The organism is Bradyrhizobium sp. AZCC 1678 (genome assembly GCF_036924765.1).
GTDB classification, from domain to species: Bacteria; Pseudomonadota; Alphaproteobacteria; order Rhizobiales; family Xanthobacteraceae; genus Bradyrhizobium; species Bradyrhizobium algeriense.
Genome location: NZ_JAZHSE010000001.1, coordinates 5,126,409 through 5,139,674, shown reverse-complemented (window position 1 = coordinate 5,139,674; position 13,266 = coordinate 5,126,409). Strand labels below are relative to the sequence as shown.

Sequence of the window (13,266 nt, the reverse complement as noted above, 5' to 3'; positions counted from 1 at the left end):
GTTTTAAGCCCTGTCTGAACGTTGTTGTGCAATGAGGTCGGTTGGAGCGGAAATGGCGATAAAGCTCTTGGCGTCACGGTCGACCAGCAACACGCTGGCGCCGACCGGAAGCGGGGTGGACTCGGGACTGGCGCGTGCGACGAGAGAGTGCCAGTTGCCGAAGACATCCTTGAGACGGACGCGGCCGGGCAATCCCTGGTCGAGCGGCCCGATCGAAACTTCGGCGACGTGACCGATGAAATCGGCCTCCTCCACGGCATAGGTCTCGTCGCGCGGGATGATGCGGGCGATGCCGCGGCTGGTGACCCGGATGACGGGGAGGCTCAAGGCTGCGGCGGCAAGCGCGGCGATCGAGACAGGTGCCGAGAGTCCCACACCGTGCGCGAGGCCTTGCAGGAAGAATCCCGCGATCGAGAACACACCGAGCGCGAGGATGATCAGGATCAAAAGCGGCAGACGTCCCGCATTGATCCACAGGAACAGGCCGCCGAGTCCGTTGCCGTGGTCGGCCTCGACGGTGACTTCCTTGCCGACAAGTTCGCTGATCGAGAAGCCGACCAGCGTCGCCAGCAATTCGATGCCGCCGAGCGCCAGCATGATTGCTGCGGCCACGGCAAAGGGCCGCACGTCCGGCGCCAGCAGGATGTCGGTCAGGGCACTCATTGCTGTGATTTGATCCTTTCAAGGCGGGCCGCGATTTCCTTTTCGCGGTGCAACCGGTCGAGTTCGTCGAGCTCCTTGTCGCCGGGCACGCCGGACGCCGGCACGCCGGTGACGCGTGCGATCGCCGCCATTGCCCGATCAGGGCTTACTGTTTTAGTCGCGCCAGCCCCGCGTCCGGTTTCCTGCGGCGAATGCTGTGCAAGGCTTGCTTCGAGATCGGCAAGGCGGGTTTCGGCTTCACGCCGCGCGCCAAGCATTGCCTGTAAGGCCTTGGTCTGCTCGTCGATTTCGAGTTCGATGAAATCCATCGCGCGTTCGAGCGCCGTTCCCTGGGATTCCAGATCAATTTGCCGTGCGACGCCGGCGCGCGCGAGATCCTCACGGCTTTCTGCAACCGCAAGACGAATCTTGTCCGTCAGCCCGCCAATTTCGACGCCCAGTTCCTCGCGCCGGCGCTTCAGACGAAACTCCTCGGCGCGCGACTTGCCGAGCGCATGACGCGCTTCGTCGGCGCCGGCGTCGATTTCACGGATCGCCTGCTTGACCAGCGCGACCTTGTTGCTGTTCTCGGCATTATCGATGGTCTCGCTGGCAATCGCAGCAAGAAGTCTACCCATACGTGCAAGGATACCCTCGTGAACCATGGTCTTCTCCTCCGGTGCTGTGGATTTCGATTTAACGGCGATGTGGATTTCGTAAGCACGGCCGTCCGAGACCAGGTGAGCCGGGAAGGGACTTTCCCAGCCGGGAAGGTAGCCCGGCACTTCGAACGGCACCAAGATGCGTCCGCGGACAGTGCTAATCGTTAGTGAAGTTGGTCCCTTGATCGCGAACAACTTGTCGTCGAGCGGGATGCGGCGCGTTGCGGTGCCCGCTGCGTAATTGGCGCGGTCGCGCAAGCCGAGCGTCACCAGGCGAGCCGGCAGGCCGGTCTCGGTGCGGATCTTCTCGTAGGCCTGGGCGTGCAGCGAGACGAGGTTTGCGCCGACGGGGGCGACTTCCGCGAGGATCGCCATCATCCGCTCATACGCGGCAAAGGTTTCTTCGATCGCGGCGATGCCAGCCTCGTCAGGGGCAAGCGCGTAGCGCAGCGTAGCGGTTGGGGTTTCAAGCGGCAGTTTGATCATAGGATCATCCTAAAGCACTTCCTCAGTGCTTTACAATCTGTTCAGTAGGTATCATTTTCGTGATTGCTAGATGCAGTTGCAAATGAGTTGCAATAAAGATTGATATCGGCCATCTTGCTTAGATGGACGCCCGAACGCCCGCATTGGGCCCGAAGACGCCGATTGAGAGTGGTGTATCCATGTCCGACACGACTGCTGCCGGCTGGCGCGCTGATGCCGCCGCTGGCACTCAGCGCAGCCTGCCCGAGGTCAATTCGACCATCTCGGTGCCCTTTGGCGGGCATTGGTCGCGCCGGCTGCTGGCCTTCCTCGGCCCCGGCTATCTGGTCTCCGTCGGTTATATGGACCCGGGCAACTGGGCGACCGATCTCGCGGGCGGATCCAAGTTCGGTTACACGCTGCTCTCGGTGATCCTGCTGTCGAACCTGATGGCGATCCTGCTGCAGGCGCTCGCCGCGCGGCTTGGCATCGTCACCGACCGCGACCTCGCGCAGGCCTGCCGCGCCAGCTTTTCCCGGCCGGTGAACTTCCTGCTCTGGGTGGCCTGCGAGGCCGCGATCATCGCCTGCGACCTTGCGGAAGTGATCGGCACCGCGATTGCGTTGAAACTTCTGTTCGGCATCCCCCTGATCAGCGGCGCGCTGATCACGGCGCTCGACGCCTTTCTGCTGCTGCTGTTGATGAACAAGGGTTTTCGTTTCCTCGAAGCCTTTGTCATCTCGCTGCTGATCGTGATTGGTGTCTGCTTTGCGATCCAGATCGTGGCTGCCGCCCCGCCGGTGGCCGGGGTGCTGAAGGGCTTTATGCCCTCGACCGAGATCGTCACCAATCCTGAAATGCTCTACATCGCCATCGGCATCATCGGCGCTACCGTGATGCCGCATAACCTCTATTTGCACTCCTCGATCGTGCAGACCCGCGCCTATGAACGTAACGACAAGGGCCGCCGCGAGGCGATCAAATGGGCGACGACGGATTCGACCATCGCCTTGATGCTGGCGCTGTTCATCAACGCCGCGATCCTGATCGTCGCCGCCGCCACCTTCCATGCGACCGGCCGCACTGAGGTCGCCGAGATCGGCCAGGCATATGAACTGCTATCGCCGCTACTCGGGCTCGGCATCGCCTCGACTTTGTTCGCGGTGGCGCTGCTCGCCTCCGGCCTGAATTCGACGGTCACGGCGACTTTGGCCGGCCAGATTGTGATGGAGGGCTTTCTGCATCTGCGCCTGCCGAGCTGGGCGCGGCGGCTGCTGACGCGCGGCATCGCCATCGTTCCGGTCGTGATCGTCACCGCGCTCTATGGCGAGCGCGGCACCAGCCAGCTTTTGGTTTTCAGCCAGGTGGTGCTGTCGATGCAATTGCCGTTCGCGGTGATCCCGCTGGTGAAGTTCGTTTCCGACCGTCGCAAGATGGGCAAATTCGCCATCTCCCGTTCGGTCGCCGCGGTGGCGTGGGTCGTCGCCGGCGTGATCGTCGCGCTGAACGTGAAGCTCTTGTTCGAGGCGTTCTTCGGCTGAGGAGTTCGTAGCCCGGATGGAGCGAAGCGCAATCCGCGAATCTTGAGAGCGGCCCCGGATTTCGCTGCGCTACATCCGGGCTACAAGCGCGAGCTAATCCTGCGGCTCGGACAGCATTTCGCCCGATGCGTCGACCCGCAGCCAGCCGGACGGCGCCAGCCGCTGCTGCGGCAGGAAGCGGCCCTTGTAGTCCATCTTCTTGGAGCCTTCGATCCAGTAGCCGAGATAGACGTAAGGCAGCCCGAGCCTGCGGGCGCGGGTGATGTGATCGAGGATCATGAAGGTGCCGAGCGAGCGGCTCTGCTGCGACGGTTCGAAGAACGAGTATACCATCGACAGCCCGTCGCTGAGCACATCCGTCAGGGCCACTGCGATCAGCTCCTCGCCGCGGCCGGTGATGCCGGTATCGACGCCGCGCTTGCGGTATTCGATGATGCGGGTCTCGACATGGCTGTCTTCCACCATCATCGCGTAATCGAGCACGGTCATGTCGGCCATGCCGCCATGGCGGTGCCGCCTGTCGAGATAGGCGCGGAATACGGAATACTGCTCCGACGTCGGCACGGCGCTGCGCTGCTCGCCGACGATGTCGGCATTGCGCGCCAGGACCTTCTTGAAGTTGCGCGAGGGACGGAATTCGTTGGCGATGACGCGCACGGAAACGCAGGCGCGGCACTGGTCGCAGGCCGGGCGGTAGGCGATCGACTGGCTGCGGCGGAAGCCGCCATGGGTCAGGAGGTCGTTGAGGTCGCCGGCCTTGTCGCCGACCAGATGCGTGAACACCTTGCGCTCGTGCCGGCCCGGCAGATAGGGGCAGGGCGAGGGCGCCGTCAGGTAGAATTGCGGGGTGTCACGCGAGTGCTGGGTCACGTCGGATCGTCAGGCCTCCGAAACAAATCAACCATAGCGCTTTCCCGTTAAGAAAACGCGTCAAAGCGAAAAAGTGCCGGGCCGGCCCCGATTCATTCCAGGCCGGACCGGCTCTAACATCGCGCCCCGAGGGCTGACGGTCAATTGGTTTGCTGCTCGCTCAGTAGCTGCTGCGTGCCGATGGCGCTACCTGAGTACGAACCGAGCTGTTGATGACCACGGTTCCCAGGATGATATCGTGCAGCAGCCGGCGCCGGCCGTTGAACAGGCCGACCAGCAGCACCAGCGGCGTCAGGAACGAGATCGAGACCCAGTACAGCACGGCATGGCAGGCGCCGAGCACGAAATAGCCCGGGGCGCCGTACCAGGTGCGCAGCTCCAGATCCATCGCGCGCATGCCCATGGTGGCCGAATGCGGGCCGCCGATCGAGGCGCCGTAATAGACGATCGCCCACACGATGGTAGCCGGCCACGCCAGCCAGAACAGCATAAAGCCCAGTCCCAGCGTCACGATGCCGAACACGAAGATGAAGATGTAGCCGAGGATGACGGGCACCGACAGCACCACGAGGTCGATCAGGAACGCAAATACTCGCCGCGTCAGCAGGCCGCGAAACAGTTCCGGCTGCAGATCCGGATCGAACGCATGCGGCGGCACCCCGCCGTCGTTCCGCCAGGCGCCGCCAGCACTTGAAGCGCCGCCAGCATTTGAAGCGCCGCCACCGGTATTGCCAGAGCCGCTATAAGACATGGTCGTCCTCCAGGCCGAATTTACCGAACGAAACATGGGAACCGGCCAAGCGCTCGCCAAGGGCCTGCGACCATTAACAGCGTTCAATACTGAGGGTGAGGAACGTCACTCCCACCCCGTCATTGCGAGCCAACGGGTCGCGCGAATGCGCGCCCGATGACCGGCTCCGCGAAGCAATCCATCTATCCGCTTATGCCGCGCCATGGATTGCTTCGCTGCGCTCGCAAAGACGCGGAGGGAGCCTCGCGCACGATGGTAGCGGTGGATTAGCCGAAGGCGTAGTCCACCGCGGGACCGTCCGGTATCGAGACCTTGGTGGGTTATGGCTTCGCCTAACCCGCCCTACGAATTCGCCTTGATCTTCTCCGCGGCCTTCGGCGCAAAGTACGTCAAAATCCCATCCGCGCCGGCGCGCTTGAAGCCGAGCAGGCTTTCCATCATCGCGCGGTCGCCGTCGATCCAGCCATTGTTGGCGGCGGCTGCGATCATCGCGTATTCGCCGGACACCTGGTAGACGAAGGTCGGCATCGAAAACGTGTCCTTCACCCGCCGCACGATATCGAGATAGGGCATGCCGGGCTTCACCATCACCATGTCGGCGCCCTCGGCGATGTCGAGTTCGACCTCGCGCAGCGCTTCGTCGGAATTGGCGCTGTCCATCTGGTAGGTGCGCTTGTCGCCGGTCAGCGTTTTTGCGGAACCAATGGCGTCGCGGAACGGGCCGTAGAAGGCGGACGCGTATTTCGCCGCGTAGGACATGATCTGCACGTCGAGGAAGCCGGCCTCATCCAGCGCCTCGCGGATCGCGCCGACGCGGCCGTCCATCATGTCGGAGGGCGCGATGATGTCGCAGCCGGCTTCGGCCTGCACCAGCGCCTGCCGCACCAGCACCGCCACCGTCTCGTCGTTGAGGATTTTGCCGTCCTCGATCAACCCGTCATGGCCGTGGCTGGTGAAGGGATCCAGCGCGACGTCGCAGAGCACGCCGATTTCAGGGAATTCCGTCTTGATCGCGCGCACCGACTGGCAGACCAGATTGTTCGGGTTGAGCGCTTCTGAACCGTTCTCGTCGCGCAAGGACGGCTCGGTATAGGGGAACAGCGCGATGCAGGGGATGTCGAGCTTCATCGCGCGCTCGGCGTCGCGCACCGCCTGATCGACGGTGAGGCGGTCGACGCCGGGCATCGAGGTGATGGGCGTGCGCGTGTTGTTTCCGTCGACCACGAACAACGGCCAGATCAGATCATCCGTGGTCAGCACGTTTTCGCGCACCAGCCGCCGCGTCCATTCCGCCTTGCGGTTGCGGCGGGGGCGGATCGCCAGGTCCAGCGGGGTGGAGGCGAGGGCGGTCTGCCGCCGCGGTGCGTCGCGCATTTCGATCGGACGCCCGAATTTGATCGCCATGTGATGGGTACTCCTGAAGGCGCTGGTCAGTTTTGATTTGTTCCAGTTCTAGCACCTTGAAGGTCGCCCGTCACCGAGGCTTGATCCATCTCATCGGCAATTGATTTTACCGTCCCGGCGGGCCAAGACATGGCTATGAGGACATTCCAGCACGCGTTGAGCCCCGATTCCGAGGTCAGCGACCAGGTCAACTCCCATGTCTGATACTTCGGCGCGCGATCAGGGGCGGGACAAGTCCAGGGACAATGCGATGTCGATGGCCGCGATGTCGTCGGAGCGGATCGAGCCCGACGAGAATGTGTGGACGCGCCGCCTGGTGCTGTTCCTGCGCATCATGGCTGTTATCTCGATCCTGAAGGGCCTGTACCACTGGGCGCAGGTGACAGGATTCATCGGCGGCGAGGAAGAGGCGTTCGAGAACCAGTCGATGGCCTGGCAGACCGCGACCGTCTATTTCGCCGTCATCGAACTCGTTGCCGCCGTCGGGCTGTGGCTCGCGACGCCCTGGGGCGCGGTGGTGTGGCTCACCACCGTGGTGTCGATGGCGGTGATCGAGCTGATGTTTCCCGGAATCTACGGCGGCAGCCTGACGGTCGTGGGACTCGAAGCCGTGATGCTGGCGGCGTATCTGGCGCTCGCCTGGATGGCCGCGCGCGAACGGCCGCCGTAGGAGGCTTGCTCCGATGCGCTCCCTCGCCCGGCTCTTGCGGGGTCGAGACAAGCGAGCGTTGCTCTTAGAGGGTTGGGTGAGGGGCGTCACCGCGAATCCGAGCGGGTCAGTTTCCCGCCATAATTCATCCGGGTGCAGAAACCGCGACGCCATCCGCTAAAATTTTCAAATATTTTAGCGGTAACGCTTCGGTCACCGTTAAGGGGCGTAAAGGGTTCCACCACACACCTTACGCGAGCGTTTCGATTTCAGACGGACCTGTTTCCGAATGCGACAGGGCCTGCAGACGAAGCGTGAACATCGCGCTGTCACCGTCAATGAAATATTGCAAAAAGCCTTGATCCACCGGGCTTAATCGACAATTCACTCTGTTAAATTCATGATCTCTTTATTCTCTTATTTAAGCGGATCTTCAAACCGCCCCCTTAAGTTGAGGCTATCAGGCGGGACAAAAGTTTCGTCGAATAAGTCGACAAAAACGACGACAGGGGAAGTGTCATGATCAAAGCCGTTGCAACGGCGGTGGAAACCGCTGAACGCTCTGCCGGTCAAACTCCGGTGCAGCCGCTCTATTTGGAAGCGTTGACTTTGGTGGAGCGGCTTCACCGCCGGCTGCTCGACGTCATCAAGGACGAATTCGATCGCCGCGGCCGCGCCGACATCAATTCGGTGCAGGCTTTGCTGCTCTACAACATCGGCGACAAGGAGCTGACCGCGGGCGAGCTGCGCACGCGCGGTTACTACCTCGGCTCCAACGTCTCCTATAACCTCAAGAAGCTCGTCGAGCTCGGCTTCCTCGATCATCAGCGCTCCCGCGTCGATCGCCGTTCGGTCCGCATCCGCTTGACAGCGCAGGGCCAGGAAATCCGCAAGATCGTCGACGCGCTCTACCAGAAGCACGTCAAGACCGTGGAGCAGGTCGGCGGCATCTCCAACGAGGAGTTCGCGACGCTGAACAAGTCGCTGCACCGGCTCGAGCGGTTCTGGACCGACCAGATCCTGTATCGGCTCTGAGAATTTCTTTTCCGCTCGCGGTCAAGCCGGCCATCCGAGAAGACCGGCAGCCAACAGCGGACAATGAACTGGCAAGGCAGTAAGCCCTGCTGAAAGCGCATCGGCACCGGTTCTCCGGGTCCGGTGCGTTTTGCTTTTTGGCGCACCTCTGGTTGACGTTTTCAATCAGCGTCTGCCCGATCGCTTGCCTTCGCCGATCCGATTGTGCTCTCGCACAATCCGATTGTGCCGCGTGCCACAATCCGGATTGACTAGCCTTCGACGCCCCGCCCATACTCCCCGAAAATACAGGCTTCACGCGTACCGGCCAGAAGAGTCGTGACGGCTTGATGCTCAAATGGGGAAACCGGCTTGTCGGCATCGCGGCGTCCCATGTTCGGCGAGCAACAGCGGTTCGTGCTGCTTCTGATCGCGCCGGCTGCGCTGTTGTTGCTGCTGTTTCAGGTCGTGCCGATCGTGATCGGCGCCAACGCCAGCTTTCGCGACTGGGCGCTCTATAATCCCAAAAAGACCTGGATCGGCTTCGACCACTATGTCGCCGTGATAACGGATCCGGCGTTCCTCTACGTAGTGCTGCCGAACACCTTCCTGTTCATGGTTCTCAGCGTCGCCGGTGCGCTGGTGGCGGGACTAATGCTGGCGCTCTTGCTCAACCGTCCATTCCGCGGACAGAAGCTGGTGCAGACGATCCTGCTGGTGCCGCTGATGGTGGCGCCCGTCATCGCCGCGATCATGATCCGCTGGATCTTCAACGACCAGTTCGGCATCGTGAATGTGGTGCTTGAAGCCATCGGGCTCGAGGGGCAGCCCTGGCTGGTGCAGCGCTGGAGCGCGTTCGGCATCATCCTTCTGACCGACATCTGGCTGTGGACGCCGTGGTTCACGCTGCTGCTGTTGGCGGGCCTGCAGAGCCTGCCGAAGGAGCCGTTCGAGGCCGCGGCCATCGACGGCACCACCACTTGGCGCGTGTTTCGCTTCCTGACGCTGCCGATGCTGCGCCCGGTGATCGTGGTATGCGTGGTGATCCGCGCCATCGACGCCTTCCGCACGTTTGACATCGTGTGGACGCTGACCGGCGGCGGGCCCGGGCGCTCGACGGAACTGTTCAGCCTCTATGCCTATGTGCACGCCTTCCTCAACCTCGATCTCGGCCGCGGTTCGGCGGCCGCCATCGTCGGCGGGCTCATCATCCTCGTGATCGGCGTGGTGCTCTACCGCCTCGTCGATCGCATCGCAAAGGCCTGACCCGATGGCCATGGTACGCCGCTCCGAATTCCTGCCGTGGCTGCCGCCGATCGGCCGCAAGACGCTGTTCGCGCTGGTCGTCGCTTTCATCTGCTTTGCGTTCGCCTTTCCGGTGCTGTGGCTGATCCTGACCTCGCTGCGGCCGGAATCCGGCGTCTATTACATCCATCGCGGCACTGAATTTACGCTTCTCAGCTTCGCCGAGGTGCTGAGCGACGAGCGGATCGTCGCAGCCTTCCTCAACAGCGCGCTGATCTCGACGCTGGCGACCGTGTTCTCGCTTTTGGTCACCGTATCGAGCGGCTACATGCTGTCGCGCTTCACCGGGCCGGCCTCGCGGATCTGGTTCGGAACGATCTATGTGTTCCGCTGCGTGCCCTATATTTCCTGGGTGCTGCCGCTGTACTTCGTGACGCAAAGCTGGGGCATCTACGACACCTATACCGGGCTGCTGCTGCCGCACGTCGCCGTGCATATCTGCTTCTTCTCATGGCTGATGAAGGGCTTTTTCGACGGCATCGACCCGTCGATGGAATACGCCGCCATGATCGACGGCTGCACGCGATGGGGAGCCTTCATCCGCGTCGCGGTGCCGTCGGCGCTGCCGGCGATCTCGGCGCTCGCCGTGCTATGCTGGCTGTTCACCTGGAACGAGTTTCTGTTCGCGCTGATCCTGACCGGCAACCGCGTGCCGATGATTACGGTTGTGATGGCGCAGTTCGTCACCGAGATGGGATTGCGCTGGAACCTGATGGCGGCGACCGCGGTCATGGCGCTGGTGCCGGCGTTTTTGATCGCGCTGTTCGGCCAGAAATACGTAATACGGGGTTTAAGGATTTAGCCGAGGGAAGACACGACACAACGACAAAAACGAGGAGGAGAGGCGATGCAGGGACTGGCGAGATGGTTCGTTGCGGCGACCGCGGCCCTGGTGGCTGCGACCGGCGGTGCCGCCGCACAGGTAAAGGAGCTGCGGATCGGCTACCAGCCGAGCCCGATCCAGGACGCCTCGATTGCGATGTTCGAGGCCTGGGGCGCCAAGAACGGCGTCAAGATCGTCAAGGTGCCGAATTCCTACGGCGTCTATGTCGAGAAAATGACGGCGTCGCTGACGTCGAACGCCGACCAGTACGACGTCATCTGGCACAATGACGACTGGGGACAGACCTGGGCGCATCTGCTGGAACCGACCGACGACGTCGAAGCCAATAAATACGCCGACAAATGGAGCATGGCACCGGTCGTGTTCGCCAATGCGGAAGGCAAGAACACCGTCGTGCCGATGGGCCAGACCTTCAGCGTGTTCTTCTATCGCTCCGATCTGGTCAAGCCGGAGGAAGTGCCGAAGACGCTGGAAGAACTGATCACAACAAGCAAGAAGCTGCAGGCCGACGGCAAGGTCAAGTTCGGCTATGTCGGCGGCATGTCGATGAACCATAGCTGGTTCAGCTGGTTCTGGTCGATGTGGGGCAACAATTGCGACGTGCTGATGCCGGCCTATGAGCGCGACAACAAGGTACTCGCAGCCAACGGATGGAAGTCCGGCCTGACCGAGCCATGCATGCAGCAGACCGTCGAATATTGGTGGGACGCCATCAACACCCACAAGATCTCGCCGCGCGGCATGCCGGCCTATGACCGTAACGAGGCTAATGCCATCTTCATGTCCGGTGACGCCGCGTTCACCGTCGCCGACTCGCTGTGGTGGGGGACGTTCAACGACCCGGCCAAGTCCAAGGTGGCCGGCAAGGTCGCAGCCGCGCGCTTCCCGCTCGGTCCCAAGCGGGCCAAACCCTTCGCCTGGGACGATATCTGGGGCTGGGCGATCCCGAAGTCGATTGCGCCGGAGCGCAAGAAGCTGGCCAAGCAGATGCTGGAAGCGATGATGCTCGACGAGGAAGGCCAGACCAGGCTCTTCAAGATGACCGGCGCGCCGCCGCCCAACACGACGTTCTGGCCGAAGATTGCCGCCGAAGACTCCTTCATGAAGCTCTTGAAGGAATCGGTGCTGGATTCCCCGGACAAGGTGCGCGGCGCCTATTACTTCCCGCAATGGCCGGCCGTGCACAAGGCGTTCAACGACGCCGTCACCAGGGCCGTCACCGGCAAGCGCGAGGACATCGCAAGAGTGCTTGCCGAGGGCGCGCCGCTGGTCAGCAAGGCTGCGCAATAATCACGAACGCGAAGCCCGCCGCGGAAACTCGCGGCGGGCTTTTTGAAACAGGCATCATCAGGTTAGGTCACGGCGGGGCAATGGCGGCGATCACACTCCAAAAGCTCAACAAGCATTATGGCACGCTGTTCCACGCCGTGAAGGACGTCGATCTCGAGATTGCCGACAAGGAATTCGTGGCGCTGGTCGGCCCGTCCGGATGCGGCAAGTCGACGACGCTGCGCATGATCGCAGGCCTGGAGGACATCACCAGCGGCGATATCCGCATCGGCAACAAGGTGGTCAATCATCTGCCGCCGCGCGACCGCGACGTCGCCATGGTGTTCCAGAACTACGCGCTCTACCAGCACATGAGCGTCTACGACAATCTGGCGTTCGGCCTGCGCAACAAGAAGACGGCGGAAGCCGAGATCAAGGCGGCGATCGACCGCGCCGCCGGCATGCTCGGGCTGCATGATTTGCTCCAGCGCAAGCCCAGGCAATTATCTGGAGGACAGCAGCAGCGCGTCGCGCTCGGCCGCTGCATTGTGCGCAATCCGCAGGTGTTTTTGTTCGACGAGCCGCTGTCGAACCTCGATGCCAAGCTGCGCGCGCAGATGCGCATCGAGATCAAGCGCCTGCATGCGGAGATTCCGACCACGTCGGTGTTCGTGACCCACGACCAGGTCGAGGCCATGACGCTCGGCGATCGCGTCGTGATCATGCGCGACGACAGGATTCAGCAGATCGGTACGCCGCTGCAGGTGTATGGCAAGCCCGCCAACAAGTTCGTCGCGGGCTTCATCGGCGCGCCTGCGATGAACTTCATCGACGTCGGCGTCCGCAGCGCAGCGGGTGTGACGTCAGTCGAGGCAGAAGGCCTGCGGCTCACGGTCGGGCCTGCGGACGCGTCTGCGCTTACGGTCTACAGCGGCCGCCGCGTGATCCTGGGCGTGCGGCCGGAGCACCTCATGCTTGGTGGGGGCGCGCCGGGCCTTGGTTTCGACGCCCGCGTCGAGGTCGTCGAACAGCTCGGCTCCGAGATCTTGCTGGAGACGAGGGTAGGCAGCGCCAGCGTCACCGCCGCCCGCGTCCCTGCGGAAACCATCATCGCGCGCGGCGATCAGGTCCGTCTTTCGGCACAGGCCGGCCGTCTGCATTTCTTCGATCCCGAGACCGAGTTGCCGATTTCGAGATGAATCAAGCCGAAACGCGCTGTTTTTACTGTCAAAAGGCAGGGCTCCCCAAAAAAGATGGAACCATCGCGCCCCTCGCGCATTGTCGGGCCTGTCACGGAACAGGTGAGGCATGCTGGTCGAGCGCGGAATTCAGGTCATGAACTTCGAGGTGGTGGGCGATGCCTACGCCATCGCGTCGAACTACCTGCGCAAGACGGGCGCCATTGCCGATAGCCTCGTCACCGACGAGCGATTGCTCCAAATCATCGTGAAGATGTTCCAGCACGGCGAATTCAACAGGCTTAGGCTCGCCAACAAGGCAATCGCCGAATTCGAAGCGTGCATACCGGCCTGACCGCATCACCCGCATCACGCAACTCAGGAGGAATCCATGGAAGCCGCGATCGACCGCATCATGCAGACCTATGACCTGCTTGTGAACCGCTCCGCCGCGGCCAACGACGAGGCGCGCGTCAAGGTGACCGAATATCTCACCACGCTGGTGGAAGCGGGCGAGAAGGATCCGCACCGGCTTACCGTGTGCGGGCTGACCTATTTGCGCCAGCTCGACGGCAGCAACGATCCGGTGAAGTCGGGGTATACGGGGCTGTGAAGGTTGGGCGAGCTTGACCGGGACGAGGGCCGGAGAGAGCCTTGCTGGCATTTGCGCTC

General features: G+C 62.4%; 14 protein-coding genes. 9 read left to right on the top strand and 5 right to left on the bottom strand.

Annotated features, from left to right (window positions below):
- Positions 1 to 3 precede the first annotated feature (3 nt).
- Both V1294_RS24530 and V1294_RS24525 read right to left on the bottom strand, forming a co-directional pair.
- A complete protein-coding gene (locus V1294_RS24530; RefSeq protein ID WP_108517633.1) occupies positions 4 to 663 on the bottom strand; it encodes an OB-fold-containig protein in 660 nt (219 codons plus the stop codon).
- On the bottom strand, positions 660 to 1,790 hold the full coding sequence (locus tag V1294_RS24525; RefSeq protein ID WP_334500700.1) for a PspA/IM30 family protein: 1,131 nt from the start codon (positions 1,788 to 1,790) through the stop codon (positions 660 to 662). The genes V1294_RS24530 and V1294_RS24525 overlap by 4 nt, the downstream gene beginning before the upstream one ends.
- A 122-nt stretch (positions 1,791 to 1,912) precedes the next feature.
- Between V1294_RS24525 and V1294_RS24520 the strand changes: the two genes are divergently transcribed.
- Positions 1,913 to 3,310, top strand: coding sequence for an Nramp family divalent metal transporter (locus tag V1294_RS24520; RefSeq protein ID WP_442895380.1), 1,398 nt, complete (start codon positions 1,913 to 1,915; stop codon positions 3,308 to 3,310).
- 93 nt (positions 3,311 to 3,403) lie between these two features.
- On the opposite strand, the gene V1294_RS24515 is transcribed toward V1294_RS24520, so the two are convergent.
- The 3 genes from V1294_RS24515 to hemB all read right to left on the bottom strand — a co-directional run bounded on the left by V1294_RS24515 (position 3,404) and on the right by hemB (position 6,335).
- A complete protein-coding gene (locus V1294_RS24515; RefSeq protein WP_247786093.1) occupies positions 3,404 to 4,180 on the bottom strand; it encodes an arginyltransferase in 777 nt (258 codons plus the stop codon).
- Positions 4,181 to 4,340: 160 nt separating this feature from the next.
- Positions 4,341 to 4,931 (bottom strand): RDD family protein, encoded by a 591-nt coding sequence (locus V1294_RS24510; RefSeq protein ID WP_334500695.1) that lies wholly within the window; start codon positions 4,929 to 4,931, stop codon positions 4,341 to 4,343.
- A 342-nt stretch (positions 4,932 to 5,273) separates the two neighbouring features.
- Complete coding sequence (gene hemB / locus V1294_RS24505; protein WP_334500693.1) at positions 5,274 to 6,335, bottom strand: porphobilinogen synthase; 1,062 nt, start codon at positions 6,333 to 6,335, stop codon at positions 5,274 to 5,276.
- Positions 6,336 to 6,531: 196 nt separating this feature from the next.
- Here hemB and V1294_RS24500 point away from each other — a divergent pair, with 196 nt between their 5' ends.
- From V1294_RS24500 to V1294_RS24465, 8 genes are all read left to right on the top strand, one after another.
- Positions 6,532 to 7,005, top strand: a complete 474-nt coding sequence (locus V1294_RS24500; protein WP_334479931.1) for a DUF6163 family protein — start codon at positions 6,532 to 6,534, stop codon at positions 7,003 to 7,005.
- Between the two features lie 498 nt (positions 7,006 to 7,503).
- Positions 7,504 to 8,019 carry a transcriptional regulator LdtR gene (gene ldtR / locus V1294_RS24495; RefSeq protein ID WP_028345688.1) on the top strand — a complete coding sequence of 172 codons (516 nt, stop codon included), beginning with the start codon at positions 7,504 to 7,506 and terminating at the stop codon, positions 8,017 to 8,019.
- Between the two features lie 351 nt (positions 8,020 to 8,370).
- The gene (locus V1294_RS24490; RefSeq protein ID WP_334479933.1) at positions 8,371 to 9,264 is read left to right on the top strand and encodes a carbohydrate ABC transporter permease; all 894 of its coding nucleotides are present in this window, start codon (positions 8,371 to 8,373) and stop codon (positions 9,262 to 9,264) included.
- 4 nt (positions 9,265 to 9,268) lie between these two features.
- Positions 9,269 to 10,105, top strand: a complete 837-nt coding sequence (locus V1294_RS24485) for a carbohydrate ABC transporter permease (protein ID WP_334500691.1) — start codon at positions 9,269 to 9,271, stop codon at positions 10,103 to 10,105.
- Positions 10,106 to 10,150: 45 nt separating this feature from the next.
- Positions 10,151 to 11,437 carry an extracellular solute-binding protein gene (locus V1294_RS24480; RefSeq protein ID WP_334500689.1) on the top strand — a complete coding sequence of 429 codons (1,287 nt, stop codon included), beginning with the start codon at positions 10,151 to 10,153 and terminating at the stop codon, positions 11,435 to 11,437.
- Between the two features lie 80 nt (positions 11,438 to 11,517).
- Positions 11,518 to 12,615, top strand: coding sequence for an ABC transporter ATP-binding protein (locus V1294_RS24475; RefSeq protein WP_334500687.1), 1,098 nt, complete (start codon positions 11,518 to 11,520; stop codon positions 12,613 to 12,615).
- 109 nt (positions 12,616 to 12,724) lie between these two features.
- Positions 12,725 to 12,949, top strand: a complete 225-nt coding sequence (locus V1294_RS24470; RefSeq protein WP_334500685.1) for a hypothetical protein — start codon at positions 12,725 to 12,727, stop codon at positions 12,947 to 12,949.
- Between the two features lie 36 nt (positions 12,950 to 12,985).
- Positions 12,986 to 13,207 carry a hypothetical protein gene (locus V1294_RS24465; protein WP_334500683.1) on the top strand — a complete coding sequence of 74 codons (222 nt, stop codon included), beginning with the start codon at positions 12,986 to 12,988 and terminating at the stop codon, positions 13,205 to 13,207.
- The last annotated feature ends 59 nt before the right edge of the window (positions 13,208 to 13,266 follow it).